Origin of the sequence: Flavobacterium filum DSM 17961 (assembly GCF_000425465.1) — a bacterium.
Classification (GTDB): Bacteria; Bacteroidota; Bacteroidia; order Flavobacteriales; family Flavobacteriaceae; genus Flavobacterium; species Flavobacterium filum.
This window is the reverse complement of the sequence record NZ_AUDM01000011.1, coordinates 83,058-101,652: the sequence shown is the minus strand read 5'-3', so window position 1 is coordinate 101,652 and position 18,595 is coordinate 83,058. Positions and strand designations below refer to the sequence as shown.

The 18,595-nt window shown below is 34.0% G+C and carries 18 protein-coding genes; 7 read left to right on the top strand and 11 right to left on the bottom strand.

Annotated elements, in window-relative coordinates:
* Window positions 1-27: 27 nt before the first annotated feature.
* The 3 genes from H601_RS0108225 (at window position 28) to H601_RS0108215 (ending at window position 3,315) form a co-directional block, all read left to right on the top strand.
* Window positions 28-1,065, top strand: a complete 1,038-nt coding sequence (locus tag H601_RS0108225; protein WP_245571630.1) for an AAA family ATPase — start codon at window positions 28-30, stop codon at window positions 1,063-1,065.
* A gap of 11 nt (window positions 1,066-1,076) precedes the next feature.
* Window positions 1,077-2,738 (top strand): type I restriction-modification system subunit M, encoded by a 1,662-nt coding sequence (locus tag H601_RS0108220; protein WP_026711065.1) that lies wholly within the window; start codon window positions 1,077-1,079, stop codon window positions 2,736-2,738.
* Window positions 2,739-2,907: 169 nt separating this feature from the next.
* Window positions 2,908-3,315: a hypothetical protein gene (locus H601_RS0108215; RefSeq protein WP_026711064.1), complete on the top strand. Its 408-nt coding sequence runs from the start codon at window positions 2,908-2,910 to the stop codon at window positions 3,313-3,315.
* 305 nt (window positions 3,316-3,620) lie between these two features.
* On the opposite strand, the gene H601_RS0108210 is transcribed toward H601_RS0108215, so the two are convergent.
* Complete coding sequence (locus H601_RS0108210; protein ID WP_026711063.1) at window positions 3,621-3,938, bottom strand: hypothetical protein; 318 nt, start codon at window positions 3,936-3,938, stop codon at window positions 3,621-3,623.
* A gap of 37 nt (window positions 3,939-3,975) precedes the next feature.
* Window positions 3,976-4,131, bottom strand: a complete 156-nt coding sequence (locus tag H601_RS16495) for a hypothetical protein (RefSeq protein WP_156900368.1) — start codon at window positions 4,129-4,131, stop codon at window positions 3,976-3,978.
* Between the two features lie 683 nt (window positions 4,132-4,814).
* Here H601_RS16495 and H601_RS0108200 point away from each other — a divergent pair.
* A complete protein-coding gene (locus H601_RS0108200) occupies window positions 4,815-5,276 on the top strand; it encodes a hypothetical protein (RefSeq protein WP_026711062.1) in 462 nt (153 codons plus the stop codon).
* Between the two features lie 212 nt (window positions 5,277-5,488).
* Here the strand turns inward: H601_RS0108200 and H601_RS16490 are convergent, their stop codons facing one another.
* Entirely contained in the window at window positions 5,489-6,043 is a 555-nt protein-coding gene (locus H601_RS16490; protein WP_051220701.1) for a hypothetical protein, read from the bottom strand.
* A 113-nt stretch (window positions 6,044-6,156) separates the two neighbouring features.
* Between H601_RS16490 and H601_RS0108190 the strand changes: the two genes are divergently transcribed.
* Both H601_RS0108190 and H601_RS0108185 read left to right on the top strand, forming a co-directional pair.
* Window positions 6,157-6,969: a DNA/RNA non-specific endonuclease gene (locus H601_RS0108190; RefSeq protein WP_035655738.1), complete on the top strand. Its 813-nt coding sequence runs from the start codon at window positions 6,157-6,159 to the stop codon at window positions 6,967-6,969.
* 6 nt (window positions 6,970-6,975) lie between these two features.
* Window positions 6,976-7,809 (top strand): endonuclease/exonuclease/phosphatase family protein, encoded by an 834-nt coding sequence (locus tag H601_RS0108185; RefSeq protein ID WP_026711060.1) that lies wholly within the window; start codon window positions 6,976-6,978, stop codon window positions 7,807-7,809.
* Window position 7,810: 1 nt separating this feature from the next.
* Here the strand turns inward: H601_RS0108185 and rodA are convergent, their stop codons facing one another.
* From rodA to purH, 6 genes are read right to left on the bottom strand one after another with little or no spacing between them, the layout of a single operon-like run.
* Window positions 7,811-9,064, bottom strand: a complete 1,254-nt coding sequence (rodA, locus tag H601_RS0108180) for a rod shape-determining protein RodA (protein ID WP_026711059.1) — start codon at window positions 9,062-9,064, stop codon at window positions 7,811-7,813.
* Complete coding sequence (mrdA, locus tag H601_RS0108175; protein ID WP_026711058.1) at window positions 9,064-10,917, bottom strand: penicillin-binding protein 2; 1,854 nt, start codon at window positions 10,915-10,917, stop codon at window positions 9,064-9,066. Before mrdA ends, rodA begins: the two co-directional genes overlap by 1 nt.
* The gene (locus H601_RS0108170; protein ID WP_026711057.1) at window positions 10,914-11,420 is read right to left on the bottom strand and encodes a hypothetical protein; all 507 of its coding nucleotides are present in this window, start codon (window positions 11,418-11,420) and stop codon (window positions 10,914-10,916) included. Before H601_RS0108170 ends, mrdA begins: the two co-directional genes overlap by 4 nt.
* On the bottom strand, window positions 11,413-12,237 hold the full coding sequence (gene mreC, locus H601_RS0108165) for a rod shape-determining protein MreC (RefSeq protein ID WP_026711056.1): 825 nt from the start codon (window positions 12,235-12,237) through the stop codon (window positions 11,413-11,415). The genes H601_RS0108170 and mreC overlap by 8 nt, the downstream gene beginning before the upstream one ends.
* Window positions 12,238-12,282: 45 nt before the next feature.
* On the bottom strand, window positions 12,283-13,311 hold the full coding sequence (locus H601_RS0108160; RefSeq protein ID WP_026711055.1) for a rod shape-determining protein: 1,029 nt from the start codon (window positions 13,309-13,311) through the stop codon (window positions 12,283-12,285).
* A 56-nt stretch (window positions 13,312-13,367) separates the two neighbouring features.
* Complete coding sequence (gene purH, locus H601_RS0108155; protein WP_026711054.1) at window positions 13,368-14,894, bottom strand: bifunctional phosphoribosylaminoimidazolecarboxamide formyltransferase/IMP cyclohydrolase; 1,527 nt, start codon at window positions 14,892-14,894, stop codon at window positions 13,368-13,370.
* Window positions 14,895-15,230: 336 nt separating this feature from the next.
* Between purH and H601_RS0108150 the strand changes: the two genes are divergently transcribed.
* Entirely contained in the window at window positions 15,231-16,484 is a 1,254-nt protein-coding gene (locus H601_RS0108150) for an ABC transporter permease (protein WP_026711053.1), read from the top strand.
* 51 nt (window positions 16,485-16,535) lie between these two features.
* On the opposite strand, the gene accD is transcribed toward H601_RS0108150, so the two are convergent.
* Complete coding sequence (gene accD / locus H601_RS0108145; protein ID WP_026711052.1) at window positions 16,536-17,390, bottom strand: acetyl-CoA carboxylase, carboxyltransferase subunit beta; 855 nt, start codon at window positions 17,388-17,390, stop codon at window positions 16,536-16,538.
* An 80-nt stretch (window positions 17,391-17,470) separates the two neighbouring features.
* Complete coding sequence (gene fbaA / locus H601_RS0108140) at window positions 17,471-18,538, bottom strand: class II fructose-bisphosphate aldolase (RefSeq protein ID WP_026711051.1); 1,068 nt, start codon at window positions 18,536-18,538, stop codon at window positions 17,471-17,473.
* Window positions 18,539-18,595 lie beyond the last annotated feature (57 nt).

Genomic DNA, 18,595 nt, shown 5'->3' with positions numbered 1-18,595 from the left:
CTATATAAATATAAAACACTGAAAAATGTGGCTGTCAGGCTAAGAGATGATTTAAACAATCATCATTTTGTTTTATTGTACGCTTACAATGGAACAGGTAAAACTCGCCTTTCAATGGAGTTCAAAGACATAAGCAAAAAGCGGAAAAAAAATCCAGTAACAGATACATTGTATTATAACGCTTTTACAGAAGACCTTTTTCATTGGAACAATGACCTTGAAAACGATACAAAAAGGCATTTAATCATCAACAGAAATTCCCGTTTTTTTGAAGGTTTTAGAGAATTGGCTTTGGAAGAAAAGATTTTCAATTTTTTGGAACGTTACGCCGATTTTGATTTTAGAATTGATTATGATGCGTGGACAATCACTTTCAACAAAGGAGAAGAAAACAACCATATTAAAGTTTCGAGAGGGGAAGAAAATATCTTTATTTGGTGCATATTTTTGGCAATTGCCGAACTTGCCATAGATGATGACGGAAATGGACCATACAATTGGGTCAAATTCATTTACATAGACGACCCCATTTCATCACTTGACGATAATAATGCTATTAGTGTAGCGAGTGATTTGGCCAAACTATTAAAAAAAGGAAAAGACAAAGTAAAAGTAGTTATCTCCTCTCATCATTCATTGTTCTACAACGTAATGTATAATGAGCTAAAGAAAATTGAGCATAAAAGCCATTTTTTACATAAAAATGGTGCAGACGGATATATATTAAGGGCTACAGATGAAACACCATTTTTTCATCATGTTGCCATATTAGCTGAATTAGATAAAGTTTCTAAAAACGGAAATATAAACACCTATCATTTTAATATGTTGAGGGCAATATTGGAAAAAACATCTACATTTTTTGGGTATGATGATTTTTCAAGTTGTTTTAAAACTGTTGAAGATGATGTGCTTTTTTCAAGAGCTTTAAACTTACTAAGTCATGGCAAATATTCAATCTATCAACCGGTTGAAATGAATGAAGATAATAAAGACTTATTCAAAAAAATTTTAAAAGCATTTACAGATAAATACGAATTTCAATTACCTGAAATTTTTGCATAAAACAGAAACTAATGACACAAAAAGAACAACATAAAAAATTAGGCGATACCCTTTGGGATATTGCCAATGATTTGAGAGGCGTAATGAATGCGGATGATTTCCGTGATTACATGCTTTCTTTTTTATTTCTTCGGTATTTGTCCTTCAATTATGAAGAAGCTGCAAAAAAAGAATTAGGTAAAGACTACCCGCCAAGCAGATCAAAAGACAATCGATTTGATTTTACAGTTCCTCCACCGTTAGAAGACTGGTATAAAGACAATAAAGAAGATATTGCCCTTTTTGAAGATAGTATGCGAAAAAAAGTGCATTATATTATTAATCCTAAATATTTGTGGAGCAATATTACCCATTTAGCAAGCAAACAAAGTGGTGATTTGTTGGAAATTCTTGATGATGGATTTCGTCATATTGAAAATGAATCTTTTGGTACTACCTTTAAAGGGCTTTTTTCTGAAATAAATCTTAATTCTGAAAAGTTAGGTAAAACGCACGAAGAAAGAAATGAAAAGCTTTGTAAAATAATTAGAAAAATTGCTGAGGGAATTGCTGAATTTTCAACGGATACTGACACCTTAGGTGATGCTTATGAATACTTGATTGGAAAATTTGCAGCCGGTTCAGGTAAAAAAGCAGGTGAATTTTATACTCCTCAACAAATCTCAACTATTCTTTCCAGAATTGTACTGTTAGATTCTCACGACCCAACACAAGGCTATAAAACAAAGTTAAACAAAGTATTGGATTTTACATGTGGTTCTGGTTCTCTTTTGCTTAATGTTCGTACACAATTAAAAAACGAAACAGAAGGAATTGGAACAATTGGTAAAATCTATGGTCAAGAAAAAAACATCACTACATACAATTTAGCCCGTATGAATATGCTTTTGCATGGTATGAAAGACACCGAGTTTGAGATATTTCACGGTGATACTTTATTAAACCAATGGGATGATTTCAATCAAATGAATCCTAGCAAAAAAATAAAATTTGATGCTATTGTGGCTAATCCTCCATTTAGTTTGCGTTGGGAGCCAACAGATACATTAGCAGAAGATTTTAGATTTAAAGGGTATGGTTTAGCTCCAAAATCAGCTGCCGATTTTGCTTTTCTATTGCATGGTTTTCATTTCTTAGGTTCAGAAGGACAACTGGCAGACGATGGAACAATGGCAATAATATTACCTCATGGTGTTCTTTTCAGAGGTGGAGCAGAAGCTCGAATTAGAGAAAAACTTTTAAAAGAAAATTATATAGATACTGTAATAGGTTTGCCATCTAATTTGTTTTATTCAACTGGAATTCCCGTTTGCATTTTGGTTTTAAAAAAATGCAAAAAGAACGAAGATGTATTATTCATTAATGCAAGTAATCAGTTTGAAAAAGGTAAAAGGCAGAATACACTTTCTGAAAAGCACTTAGACAATATTGTAGAAACGTACAAATTTAGAAATGAAAGAGAACGTTACTCTCGAAGAGTTTCAATGGACGAAATTAATAAAAATGATTTTAACTTGAATATTTCAAGATATGTGAGCACATCCGTTGATGAAATACAAATTGACTTGAATTTGGTGAATGAAAAATTGACTTCTATTAATGAAAGTATTAAAATCAATACGGACAAACACAATGCGTTTTTGAAAGAGTTGGGACTGAAACCGATTAAATAAAACTCATTTTTTAATTAAAAAAGCGTTTATAACGACAATAAAATACAACTTAGTATATTTTTAAAATAAGATTAACGCTACAAGTTAATATTTTTATAAACTTCTGATTTATAATATTTTAAGGTATAATACTTGCGTTTATGTAAGTATAATTTTAAAATTTTTAATTATGTATTCAGTAAGTAATTTAACAACAGTTGCCGATTGCGATGTGTTGTTGGGTATGGCCCAAAAAGAAAAATCTGATTTAAACTTTAAAAAGTTATCAGAAGAACGACTTGTTACCAACTACAGCAATACCGCTGTAGAGATTGATGCCATCTTGCAAGGTGTAAATGCAGAAATTGCTGCCGTCGACACGGTTCTTGCTATTTTGCCGGAAGGCCCTACCAAAGAGGCCGAAGAAAAACGAAAAGTTCGGCTAGAATACCGCAAATTTTTGTTGGAAAACCGTAAAGAAAGTTATGGTGCCGTAGCTCTGCTAGAAAAAGAATTAGACCTTGAACGCGTAAACAAACAACTTGCCGAAGTAGATGTGTTTATCGCCGAAGTTACCGCCCATCGGGATACGTTGTAAAAGTAATTGTAATGTAATGACCGCCTCTAAAGGGCGGTTTTTTTGCGTTATTAATTTCGAAATAACACAACTTCTTTATAGGGTTATCCAAAAGCATCAACCTATGATTGCTATGTGTTTAAAATATTATCGTGTTGTTTTACAACAAGTAAATACATTTTGTAAAATGTAATTTATTGTAACTACTCATATTTTCGTATTATTGAAATGTAGTAAAATATTTTATTTACCAGACCTAAAGGAAAGGATTTGTGGAGAATAAAGTACCTCAAAAGACATCTACGGCTAAAAGTTCTATGTTTTTGTTATAATTCTTTAGCAATTTGCATTGCCCCTTTAACAACTCCATTTATCATAGCTTGTGTAATTTGCTCACTAAATTCTATAGCACTTTTTATTTGTTCCTGTTCTTGTTCTTTCATTTTTTCTTTAAAAAGTTCTAAAGCTATATTCCTTAACTTGTCTTCACCAAAGCTTTTTATTTTCTCTTTGATTTCAGCATCTTCTTTTAGGTTAATCATTACACCATCAAGAATGGTGTTAATTTGTTCTAACTCTTTTGCTTCACATTTAATGATGTTAACTTCAGATACTGTTTTGTTGATGTTAATAGTTACATTCATGAGATTTGGTTTTTTTACAAAGCTATAGAAGATAATTTTATGGTGCAAGCCAACTTTTTAACACAGCTTTCAATAATTCTAAAGCAGGAGTAGCATCAATACGACAAGCCAATATTATGACAACAATAGTAATTGTTACTTGCTTCCAAGTCCATTTTGGAAGTGGGATTTTGATATGTGGTTTTTTACTCATAATTATTTCTTTTATTATAAATATGTTCGTATTTCAAAAAGTTCGTGTTCAAAGAAAAAAAGTTTCATTTTTTTATTTCGGACATCAAAACGCAAGCTACTTTGATAGTTCAATAAAAAAAAGGACATCAAAAATCGACTTGAAAAAAGTCAGTGTTTACGGGCTATTTCCTTCTTTTTTATGGCTAAGTATTCCAGACGACTAAAAAGGTCAACTTTTTAAAAATCATTTCTTTGGGCTAAATTCCGAAGAGGTTTTAATATAAACTGTAACATGAGAGAACCAAAAAATCTATATTTTTATAGTTTTGTCATTTTGTAATTGCTAATAGTTTTCATTAATCTTTTATCTTGTCAGATGTATTTTAAAGTGAAGCTTTAATGTTTTGAAATGGGCAGTGAGTGTGTTGAGAGACAACAAAAGCTTAACTAAGTTAATACCCTTGATATCAAATGCATCCTTTCTAGCTGTTTATAATGAATGAAGTCTTTCTAAATTAAGAAATTTATAGTTTTTACTTCTACTTATGATTTATTTTAATTGAAATAAAAGTTTATTTTCTGCTAGCAACATAGTTAAGAATTAGAAAGTGAGCTGAGGTATTAGATGGTCAATATCACTGGTATATACTTTTAATTCAGTAACTTTGTTAAAACAGTATTAATAAAATTAATAGCTTTAATATGGAAGATATACTTTTAAAATACGCAAATACTAACAATAGCCCTTTTGAAGACTTAGGTTCTTTGAAAGAATTTAGTGAAAGATATGGTGGTTTAGGTGAAGTGCAAATAGAAAATTGTAATGAATACAATTTACTTTTAATTTTAAAAACTAAAGAAGAGTTTGAAATGAGATTACTTTGTTCAAATGCATTATCAAAAATTATTATTCAGTCAAATTCTTTTTCAAAAGACTTTTTAGATTACAGGGTTTTAAGAATTACAAAAAGTAATGGTACAAAATATATTAGAGTTAGCCAGAATATTGAAATAAAAGGTGACCCTAATATTGACATTATGACACAAGTAGAATTAAGCAAAAAAATAAAAGGTAATAAGCGGATAATATTTCATGCATCAGATTTAGAATCTGAACCATATGCTCCAAAAACATATAACATTGATGATTTAATTAAATATTAATAATTTAAAAAACCTTAGCTACTGCTAAAATCCTTTCGTTAAATTTTACAATAAATTCCTTTTGGATTAAATTTATAGTTCTTACAAAGACTTTTTTATTTCAAATATAGAATTTTTAATTGTTAGAATCAAGCAAAAAGGTTTCATCCTGAAGCGAAAAGCTTTAGATAAAGCAAAAAAAACCACACTTTTTACAGCGTGGTTTTCAAAATTTATCCTCTGGTTTTTACTAATTTTTTCTGTGCGTTTTCTAAAGATTTCTCTAATTCTTTAACTTTAATTTGCTGTTTACTGATTTTGATGTTCTCTTTTTCAACTTCAATCTCACTTAATTTACCTTTTCTTTTTTTCTTTTCAAGGCTCTCCATGTTTTTTTGAAGTGATTTTTTTTCTTTCGCCAATTTGTCTTGTGCTTTTGAAACACTCTTTTCAGCAGAAGCTACTCTTTTTTGTTGTTTTTCAAATTGCTTTACTTTTTTTTCGTGCTTTTTCTGATCTTTAGCCAATTGTTTGGCTTGTTTTTCAGCCAAACGTTTTTCTTTCTCAGCTTGTTTTACTGCTTTTTCAGCTTCTTTGGCTGCTTTTTCTTCTGCTTTTTTTGCTTTATCGGCCTCTTTTTGAGCTGTTTTTTGCTCTTCAACACTTTTTTCTTCCATAACAGGCACTTTTGTTGAGATTAAACTATCAGAAAGTGTAGTTTTTGTTTCTTGTGCCTGGCAAAAAACAATTGAAAAGAAGAATGAAAAAATATAAATAGTTGTCTTCATGGAAAGTGATTTTTAATTAAACAAATTAGAACTATAAAAAAGAAGTGCTTTTTTAATACCTTTACAAAGGTAGTAATTATCTTTCCGCTTTGTAAATTTTATGATTGTTTTATATGAAGAAATACCTTGGTAGATGGATTGTATGCTCACTCATTGTCTTCCAATTAGCCTGTAGAGAGTATGGTAACTTTACACAAGAAGAAAAGGGTGTACAAGTTGAAGTTCCCAAAGAAAAGAAAGTTGGGAAAGCAAATGATTTTTTCCCGACTTCCACAACCAACCAAATCATTCACCACAATTATTACACACTTTCCTATCATGAGGAACACGAGCAAGCAGAATGGGTGGCCTATCAATTGCAACCCAATAGTTCTTCTACTTCCGATTTTAAACGCCCTTATTTTGTGGAAGACCCAAAAGTACAAACCGCTTCTGCCGACTGGCGAAATTACCGAAATTCAGGGTATGACAAAGGGCATTTGTGTCCGGCTGGCGACATGAAATTTTCCAAACAAGCCTATGACGATACTTTTTATACCTCAAATATTTCACCACAAAAACCGGATTTCAATGCCGGAGTGTGGAACCGATTGGAACAAAAAGTACGGTATTGGGCCGATAAATACGATGGCTTATTTGTCGTAACCGGAGGAGTTTTAGAACCCAATTTAAAAACCATAGGGAAAGAAGAGGTTTCAGTGCCCAATGCCTTTTATAAAGTACTATTGCGAAATGCCGGTGATAAGTTACGGGCCATCGCTTTTTTAGTACCACATGAAAACAGTGAACAACCACTTTATTCCTTCGTCGTATCCATTGATGAACTGGAAAAACGTACCGGAATTGATTTTTTTCATCAACTTCCGGATGACGTTGAAAAGAAAATAGAAGAAAGTAAGGATTATAAAGAATGGAGTTTTAAATAAAGGAGTATGAAAACAGCATATTTATACATCATTCTTTTTCTAACCACTCAATTTCAAGCTCAGGAAATAGCCCTAATGACCTATAACATCCGTTTAGACGTAACAAGTGACGGAGAAAACAGTTGGCCCAACCGAAAAGAAAAGGTAGCTCAATTGATACACTTTCATGAACCGGATATTTTTGGTATTCAAGAAGGATTGCCCCATCAGGTTGACTTTTTAAAAAATGCACTCACCAACTATGGTGCTTTCGGTCAAGGGAGAGACGGTCATCAAAATGGTGAGCACAGCACTGTTTTTTACAAAAAAGAACGGTTTGAATTACTCTCGTATGAAACGTTTTGGCTTTCTGAAACGCCTAATCAAGTCGCAAAAGGATGGGATGCAGCACTCAATAGAATTTGTACGTTCGGTTTATTCAAAGACAAAAAAACAAACAAGATGTTTTATGTGTTCAATACCCATTTTGACCATGTGGGCGAAGTAGCCAGAAGCAAAAGTGCTCAATTAATTCATCAAAAAATAACAGAAGTAAATTCCCAACACGTTCCGATAATCCTTATGGGTGATTTCAATTTGGAACCTACGGCTGAGCCATTACAGTTTTTATCTAATCACTATTGGCATTCAAAACATCACGCCAAGTTAAAATACAATGAAGGTGGAACATTTAATGCTTTTGCGTTTCATCAACCGGTTCCAAAAGAAAAAGAAATTGACCATATTTTTGTGTCCAAAGAAAAAGTTGAAATTCATAAATATACCGTACTTACGGATAGTTACGAGTGTAAATATCCTTCTGATCATTTTCCGGTTTGGGTAGAACTGACGTTAAAGTAAACTACCATTCATTTACTTTATTGGCATCCAATTTTAAAAAGACAAACAACAAAATAGTAAACGACCACAAACTCGAACCACCATACGAAAAGAAGGGTAGTGGCACCCCAATCGTTGGGAAAAGCTTAATCAGCATGGTAATATTCACAAAGAAGTGTGTAAATAAAATAGTGGCCACACAATACCCGTACACCCTGCTGAATTTTGTTTTTTGTTGCTCAGCCAAATAAATAATGCGAAACAAAAGTGTCACAAACAATAGAATCACTACGGTAGAACCCACAAATCCCCATTCTTCTCCAACCGTGGTAAAGATATAATCGGTATGCTGTTCCGGTACAAATCCACCTTTGGTTTGGGTTCCTTCCATAAATCCTTTTCCTATCAATCCGCCCGAACCAATGGCAATCATCGATTGATTCAAATTGTATCCTTCATTTTTTAAATCTACATTGTCACTAAACAAAACATTAATACGGTCTTTTTGATGCGGTTCTAATACGTTGTCAAATACAAAGTCAACAGAAAGTATAAAAAGGGTAGAAGCCACAAAAACCACTAAATAGGCAATAGGATTTCTATCAATTCTTCTGGCTCGTAAATAATGAAAAATCATCAAAAGTATAATTGCACCAATGATATAGAGTGGTTCTATCAATAAAGCAGCAAAAAATAATACAACAGCTATAAAACCCGTCCATAGATACCATTCCGGTAATCCTTCTCGGTTCAATACTAAAATTAAAGACAAGAAAATCATCGCACTTCCGGCATCCGGTTGGAGTAAAATTAACAATACAGGGAATCCAATAATTGCAAAGCCGATAAGTTGAAATTTTGTGTTTTTTAAAAATACTTGAGCATCGCTGAGGTATTTGGCTAACAATAAAGAAACTCCTGTTTTCATGAACTCAGAAGGTTGAAAACCAAAAGAACCTATACCATACCAATTGGTTTGCCCCTTGACCGTTTTACCAAAAACGAAAAGTCCCATTAAAAGCAATATGCCCAAAATATAAAATACAAAGGAAAATTTTTCGTAAATTTTGGCATCAATCGATAATATAACAATGATTAAAGGAATGGATAACAAAATAAAAATCATTTGTTTACCATAATAACCTCCAAAATCAAAAGTGGTAAATTCAATCGGAATGGAAGTGGAAAAAATATTGATCCATCCCATTATGACTAATGTTGAATAAATCAATACCGTTGTCCAATCTAAATTGCTGGTTACACTTTGATTTTTCATTATCGATTAATTGAAAAAGGTTGTCCACTTAATACTTTTGCATATTCGCTTTCCAAACTGTATTCGAGCATTCTTTTCTCTAAATCAGTTCTTGTAATTTTACCTTTCAGGTATTTTTCAATCATTAAAGTAGTGACCGGTCCGGCAATTCGTGCTCCCCAATATCCGTTTTCTACAAATACTGCAATAGCAATTTTTGGGTTGTCTTTCGGTGCAAAAGCAACAAAAATAGAGTGGTCGGTCAACTGAACGCGTTTACCGTCAATTTTAGTAAAGTTTTCTGCAGTTCCTGTTTTACCGCAAATTTCTAATCCTTCTACTCGTAATCGTGAAGCAGTTCCTTTGTTATACACATCAAATAAACCGTTGATCACTTCCGGGAAGTATTGTTTATCAATGGTCGTAATATGTTTGGTAGTAAATTTTTTATCAATCGTATGATTTTTGATCTTTTTTATTACGTGAGGGGTGTAATAATACCCCTGATTGGCGACAGCACACATCACGTTACACAATTGTATGGGCGTCATTAAAACCTCTCCCTGTCCAATTGAGTTGGATATAATTGTAGTAGCTTTCCAACCACCGGCAGAGTAGTATTTGTCATATAACTTTGAGGTAGGAATATGTCCTCTTCGTCCCGGAGGCAAATCATATCCCATAAAATTGCCTAAGCCAAAACTTTTTAAATGATTACTCCACGCATCAACACCATAAGCCGGTTTGGGATATTTTTGAATGGTTTTTAAATACACATTCGCAAAATAGGTATTACACGATTTATAAATGCCATCATTCAATTGCGAAGGGCCGGAATCGTGACATTTCATGAATCGATTTCCATAACTGAATCCTCTTCGGCAAAAAAAACTGGTTTGCGGATCAATCACTTCTTCTTGTAATCCAATTAAGGCAGTCAATATTTTAAAAGGTGAACCCGGAGGATATTCTGCCAATAAACCTCTGTCATATAAGGGTTTTGCAATACTATCATTATAGAGTGCGGTATAATTTTTTGAACGCATTCTACCAACTAATAAAGCAGGGTCATACGATGGAGCAGAAATCAAAGCCAATATTTCACCCGTTTTGGGTTCAATAGCAACAATTCCACCACGTTTGTTCTTCATTAATAATTCGCCATACTTTTGAAGTTCAATATCAAGTGAAAGGGTTACATCGTCTCCTTGTTTTGATATGGTATCAAAAATTCCTTCTTTATAAGGCCCAATTTCTCTGTTGAATTTATCTCTCTGAATGTATTTTACACCTTTTCGTCCTCTTAAAAACTCCTCATAGAATTCTTCAACTCCTTGCTTACCAATTAAATCACCGCTTTTATAATAAGGATTTTTTTCAATCATAGCCGGATTAACTTGGGTGATAAACCCAAAAACATTGGCTCCAACATTCACCTGATAATCTCTTAAGGAACGTTTTTGGATATAAAATCCTTCAAATTTTCTGATTTTTTCCTGAAAAGCAGCATACTCTTTTTTATTCAATTGCGGAAGAAAGACAGAGGGCAATCGTGGACTGTAAACGATAGCTTTTTTTAGTTTTTTATCAAACTCTTCTCTAGTGATGCTCAGCAATTCACAAAATTTCAATGTATCAAGATTTTTAATCTCTCTGGGAACAACCATTACGTCATACGAAGGCTGATTGGCTACTAAAAGCTTTCCATTACGATCATAAATATAGCCGCGTTCCGGATAATCATACACAATTTTAATGGCATTGTTATCCGACTTTAATTTGTATTCGTCATCAATGATTTGCAAATAAAACAGCCTTGCCAAAATGGCAACAGTGGCAAAAATGATAATTCCGGGAAGAATAGCTTTTCTCAATTTTTGGCAGGTTTAAACATGTAAATGATTAAAATGCAAAGCAATAGTGTAAAGATAGTACTCAAAACGGTTCTAAACAAAATATTCCAAAAAAAACTAAATCGGAAAATTTCCAGTAAAAAGAAAACGATATGATGCGTTAATATGGAAATTAAAATAAACGAAAACCGCTCAGGTGTCAATCGTTCATTAATTTTGACGGTTTGATATTCATAACTTAACCCAAAAGCAAATCTAAAAAAGGAAGGTCTTAAATAGGCTAAAGTTACACATGATGCGGCATGTACTCCTCCTGAATTATTAAACATATCCATCGTTAAACCCAATAAAAAACTAGCCAATAATAAGCCATTTTTGTTTGCATTTACCGGATATAAGATGATAAATAAAATATAGGGATAAGGATTGATATAACCCAAAAAATTAATTTTGTCGAAAAAAGCCACTTGAGCTAGAATCAAGATTATAAAACGGGCGATATTTATCAATAGCGTACTATTCATCTTTGTTTTTGGCTTCTAAGGCTAAAATTTCTTTTCGGTGTTTGTTCTCCACAATATAAATATGCCCTAAACTCGTCATATCATTAAACAGCTTCACATCTATCGTAAAGTAATTCGTTTTATTGTCGGTATAAATTTTATGAATAGTACCAATATTGATATTTTCCGGAAAAATAATGGATTGGGCTCCTGTTACAATCGTATCGCCTTTTTTCACTGTTGCCAATCTCGGAACGTCAATCAATTGAACATAGCCGGTGTTTTTTCCATTCCAAGTCAACGTACCAAAATGATTGGTCTTCTTGATTTTGGCATTAATCTGCGATTTGATGTTCAACACACTAATCACGGTGGCATAATTTTTTGAAGTATGTTCAACGATACCAATAATTCCTTTACTGTTCAAAACTCCCATGTCCGGTTTAACACCTTCTTTGCTTCCTGAATTGATGGTTAAAAAATTCTCATGAACACCATACGAATTATTGATAATTTTTGATTGAATTACTTTATAAGTAGATAACTCAGCAGGTAAATTTTTGCTGTCATCAATCAAACTGTCCTTTTTATTGAAAAGTAAACTTTTTAAACGTGCATTTTCTTTTGCTAAACCCTCATTTTCTGTTTTTAGATTGAGGTATTCATTTGCAGCATTTATACGTTTATATACGCCACCCGAAACAAAATTGGCAGACGTAATCACTTGGCTTTTATGGAAAGAATGTGATTGTATTGTTAAGAAAACAGAAATAAGTAAAAGCAACAAAAACAGCAACTTAGTGCTGTTTTTAAATATATATACAAATATCTGCTGCATACTTCAACGATTCAGTTTGTGACTAAAAATTTCGCGTAAACCGAATTATTTTATTAAAATACTTCTGAATCGGTTAATGTTTTTCAAAGCAATTCCCGTTCCGCGAACTACTGCTCTCAACGGATCTTCAGCAATATAAACCGGTAAATCGGTTTTCAATGAAATACGTTTGTCTAATCCTCTCAACATCGAACCACCTCCGGCTAAATAAATTCCGGTGTTGTAAATATCGGCCGCTAATTCAGGAGGTGTTTGTGATAAGGTTTCCATCACCGCATCTTCAATACGCTGAATTGATTTGTCTAATGCTTTCGCAATTTCACGGTAGGAAACATCTACCTGTTTTGGTTTTCCGGTTAATAAATCTCGCCCTTGTACCGACATTTCATCCGGTGGAGTGTCTAATTCTTCAATCGCAGCTCCAATTTCAATTTTTATTTTTTCAGCGGTACTTTCTCCCACAAACAAGTTGTGTTGCGTACGCATGTAATATACGATATCATTTGTGAAAACGTCACCGGCAATTTTTACCGACTTGTCACACACAATTCCACCCAAGGCAATAACCGCAATTTCTGTGGTTCCTCCTCCAATGTCCACAATCATGTTTCCTTTTGGTTGCATGATGTCCACGCCAATACCAATAGCCGCTGCCATAGGTTCGTGAATCAAATAAACTTCTTTACCATTTACCCTTTCACACGATTCTTTTACCGCACGCATCTCTACCTCTGTAATACCGGAAGGAATACATACGACCATGCGAAGTGCAGGAGTAAACAAACGCTTTTTTAAAGCCGGAATGCTTTTGATAAACATGCTGATCATCTTTTCAGACGCATCAAAATCAGCTATAACCCCGTCTTTTAACGGTCGAATGGTCTTTATGTTTTCATGTGTTTTACCTTGCATCAAATTCGCCTCCTTACCAACGGCAATAATTTTACCCGTAATTCTGTCACGGGCAACAATAGAAGGTGAATCAATTACAACTTTGTCATTGTGGATAATCAAAGTGTTGGCGGTACCAAGGTCAATCGCGATGTCCTCGGTCATGAAATCAAAAAATCCCATACGTTTGTTTAGGGTTAATCAGGTTTATAATAATCTAACGTGCAAAGGTATAAAAATTAATGTTTAAAATGACGTGTTCCTGTAAATACCATTGCAATTTTATTTTCATTACAATAGTTAATACTCAATTCGTCTTTTATTGAGCCACCGGGTTGAATAACAGCCGTAATTCCGGCATGGTGGGCAATTTCAACACAATCCGGAAAAGGGAAAAATGCATCACTGGCCATCACAGCACCTCGCAAATCAAAACCAAACGAATTGGCTTTTTCAATGGCTTGTTTTAACGCATCAACACGAGAAGTTTGACCGGTTCCTGAACCCAATAATTGTCCGTTTTTAGCGAAAACAATCGTGTTGGATTTGGTGTTTTTGCAAATTTTTGATGCAAAAAGCAAGTCGTCAATCTCTTGTGATGAAGGTGTTGTTAAAGTAACGGTTGTTAAACCTTTTTTATTGTCTGTTATATTGTTTTTATCTTGAACCAACAAACCGTTTAAACAAGTTCTCACTTGTTTTTCAGGTAAAGCAACATCGTGTTGAACTAAAATAATTCGGTTTTTCTTTTCTTGTAAAATAGCTACGGCTTCATCTTCATAGCTGGGAGCTATAACTACTTCGCAAAACAGTTGGTTGATTTCCATTGCGGTAGCCGTATCAATTTTTCCATTTGCAATCAAAACTCCGCCAAATGCAGAAGTTGGGTCACCGGCCAATGCATCCAAATATGCTTGCTTCATTGAACTTCTTGTTGCTAAACCACAAGCATTGTTGTGTTTTAAAATAGCAAAAGTCGGGTCGTTATCTTTAAATTCTAAAATCAAATTAACGGCTGCGTCAACATCTAATAAATTGTTATACGACAATTCTTTTCCGTGTAATTTGGTAAACATTTGTTCAAAATCGCCAAAGAAATAACCTTTTTGATGTGGGTTTTCACCATATCGAAGCACTTGACCATTGTCAATACTTGCTTTGTAAACCGTTTCATCAGTATTGAAATAGTTAAAAATAGCCGTATCATAATGCGAAGAGACATGAAAAGCTTTCGTGGCTAAATGACGTCTTTGCTCTAATGTTGTCACTCCATTTTGAGTAGTAATCATTTCTAAAATATAATCGTATTCGTTTACCGAGGCAACAATTACTGTATCTTTAAAATTTTTAGCAGCAGCACGAATCAATGAAATACCACCGATGTCAATTTTTTCAATAATATCTGCTTCTGAAGCTCCCGAAGCAACCGTTTTTTCAAACGGATACAAGTCCACAATCACCAAATCCAATTGCGGAATTTCAAACGTTTTCATTTCTTCCACATCACTAGGATGGTCTTGACGATTTAAGATACCACCAAAAACTTTCGGGTGAAGTGTTTTTACTCTTCCTCCCAAAATAGAAGGATAAGAAGTTACTTCTTCTACCGGAACAACAGGAATACCTAAATTTTTAATAAATTCTTCGGTTCCTCCGGTTGAATAAAGCGTTACATTTTGTTGATGTAGTTGCTCAACAATGGGTGCTAACCCGGTTTTGTCAAACACTGAAATTAAAGCTGATTGAATGGTTTTTGTAGTTGTCATTGTGTTGTTGTTTAGAAGGGGCAAAAGTACTATTTGTCCACCTAACTTTCAAAGAAATTCAAGATTACTTTTTTCTATTTTTTTTCAATCCGCTCAACCACCTTTTTTGTCAATCCGCAAGAAGACGCAGTCGAAATAGGACACGAGCGAAAGAGAACTGGCGAAGCATTCTCTTGTAAAGCAAGACACAAAACCCATTCCCTTTTTTGTCAATCCGCAAGAAGACGCAGTCGAAATAGGATTCTCCTGCATAGCAGGACAAAAAACACCAAAAAAACTGTAACATTTTCCCAATTTCAACTACCAATTATAATATTTACTTTCACAAAACTAAAAATGCTGCTCTACCTACGATTACTCAAAGAAAGTTTCAATTTTGCAATGAATGCGTTGCGAAACAATAAATTGCGTACCTTTTTATCGTTATTGGGAGTAACCATCGGAATTTTTTCGATTATTGCAGTGCTGGCTGCCGTAGATTCTTTAGACCAAAAAATAAAAGCAGATTTAGGCGATTTAGACAAAAACACGGTGTATCTTTTAAAATTTTCATTCGGACCTTCAGAAGTACCGAGATGGAAAAGAGAACAATTCCCTAATGTAACGTATGACGAATATGATTATTTAAAAAAATCATTGAATGGAGTGGATAAAATGGCTTTTAATCTGTTTACCCGTAACGAAAACATAAAATTTGAAAACCAAACGGTGAGTGCTGTTCGCGTTACACCAACAACCGATGAGTTTGACGGAATTGACGGGATCAAAATTGAACAAGGAAGGTTTTTTAACGAAGCTGAATCCAATGCCGGAACAGGTGTAATCATCATTGGTTATGAAGTAGCAAAAGGGCTTTTTGATAATAACGAACAAGCCATTGGAAAAAAAGTAAGGTTATATGGTCAACGATTCACGGTAATTGGTGTGACCCAAAAGCAAGGATTCTCAACCTTTGGCGACAGCCGCGACAATGCAGTTTTCATCCCCATGAATTTTATCAGACGATTATACGGTGAAAACAATGATATGATTACGCCTGCCATTCTTATCAAACCTCAAAAAGGAATTGATATGGAGGGTTTTAAAGGGGAAATTACCCAAAAATTAAGAAATTATCGAGGATTAAAAGCCGCCGATGAGGATAACTTTTTCATCAATGTGTTATCTGGTTTTACCGATATGATAGACGGCATTGTAGGACAAATGAATGTGGTGGGATGGATTATTTCCGGTTTCTCCCTTTTAGTAGGTGGTTTTGGTATTGCCAACATTATGTTTGTCTCGGTAAAAGAACGTACTAATCTCATTGGTATTCAAAAATCATTAGGAGCCAAAAACAGATTCATTTTGTTTCAATTTTTATTTGAAGCCGTAATCCTTTCCGTGATTGGTGGAATTATCGGGTTAGTGTTGGTGTGGCTCATTGCCATGGGACTATCCAAAGCTCTTGATTTTGAATTTGTGTTGAGTTTTGGCAATATGATGCTTGGTGCCGGTTTAGCGGGTATTATCGGGCTTATTTCAGGAATCGTACCCGCAGTTTCCGCTTCAAAACTAGATCCGGTGGAAGCGATAAGGAGTGGAATGTAAATATCAAAGTAAAAAAATCATAAAAAAATCCCGATTGCTCGGGATTTCATTTTATCTAATATCGTCATTCAAAATCAAATCTAAATAGAGATTTACTTTGTCTTTTAATTCTTTTCGGTGTGTGATAAAATCCAAGAATCCATGTTCTAACAAAAACTCAGAAGTTTGAAATCCTTCCGGTAAATCTTTTCCTGTTGTGTCTTTTACTACTCGAGGTCCCGCAAAACCAATTAAAGCTCCCGGTTCACCAATGTTAATGTCGCCTAACATAGCATACGAGGCAGTTGTTCCACCCGTAGTGGGGTCGGTACACAATGAAATATAAGGTATTTTAGCTTCGGCTAATTGTGCTAATTTGGCTGAGGTTTTGGCTAATTGCATCAAGGAATACGCTGCTTCCATCATTCTGGCACCTCCTGATTTAGAAATCATTATAAAAGGAACGTTGTTTTTAATGGAGTAATCAATTCCTCTTGCTATTTTTTCTCCCACAACTGCACCCATTGATCCACCGATAAAAGCAAAATCCATACAGCAAACCACTAAATCTTTTCCTTTTGATTTACCTACAGCAGTGCGAACGGCATCTTTTAATCCGGTTTTGCTGTATGCCTCTTTTAAGCGGTCGGCATATTTTTTGGTGTCCTCAAAATGCAAAGGATCTTTAGACGTCATTTTGGCATCCAATTCTTTGAATTCATTGTTGTCAAATAAGATTTCAAAGTATTCTTTGCTACCAATTCTAACATGAAAATCGTCATCAGGACTTACCCATAAATTTCTAGCCAATTCATCTTGGTCAATAATCTTTCCGGTGGGTGATTTATACCAAAGTCCTTTTGGAACATCTTTTTTATCTTCTGTAGGAGTTTGAATTCCTTTTTCTGTTCGTTTAAACCAAGCCATTTTTATTAGTTTAAGGTTATAGTGTTTCAGGTTTCAAGTTTCAGGTTATAAACTTTAAACCTGAAACTTGAAACAAATTTTTATAAAGTATTTACGTTATTTAGATCTGCAAAAGCTTGTTCCAAACGTTTGTTGAACGTTACTTCACCTTCGCGAATCCATTTTCTTGGATCGTAATGTTTTTTGTTTGGAGAATCTGCACCGTCCGGACTGCCGATTTGTGTGCGTAAATAATCAATTTTACCGATCATATAATCGCGAATTCCTTCCGTAAAGGCAAACTGTAAATCAGTATCAATATTCATTTTTACAACACCATACGAAATGGCCTCTCTTATTTCTTCTAATGTAGAACCTGAACCTCCATGGAAAACAAAATCAATCGGGTTGTGACCGGTGTTGAATTTGTTTTGCACATAATCTTGAGAGTTTTTCAAAATGATAGGTGTCAATTTTACATTTCCAGGTTTATAAACGCCATGAACATTACCAAAAGCAGCAGCAACGGTAAATTTCGGACTCACTTTCATCAATTCTTCATACGCATAGCTTACTTCTTCCGGTTGTGTATATAGTTTTGAGCTATCTACATCTGAATTGTCCACACCGTCTTCTTCACCTCCGGTTACACCTAATTCAATTTCTAAAGTCATTCCCATTTTACTCATTCTAGCTAAGTATTCCTTGCAGATATGAATATTTTCTTCCAATGGTTCTTCCGATAAATCAATCATGTGAGAAGAAAACAATGGTTTTCCTGTTTCAGCAAAATGCTTTTCAGAAGCATCTAATAATCCGTCAATCCAAGGAAGTAAATTTTTTGCACAATGGTCAGTATGTAAAATAACTGTAGCACCATAAGCCTCTGCCAAAGTATGAATATGTTTTGCACCGGCAACAGCACCTAAAATTGCAGCTCGTTGTCCTTCATTTGAAAGTCCTTTTCCGGCATTATAAGAAGCACCACCGTTTGAAAATTGAATAATAACCGGAGCTTTTAATTTTGCAGCGGTTTCTAAAACACCATTAATGGTGCTGGAACCAATTACGTTTACAGCTGGTAAAGCGAATCCTTTTTCTTTTGCATAATTAAATATTTCTTGAATCTGATCTCCGGTTGCAACTCCCGGTTTTATGTTGTGTGCCATTTTGCTTTTTTATTAGTTAAGAGAACAAAAATAGGAATTAATAAAATGAACTAAAAA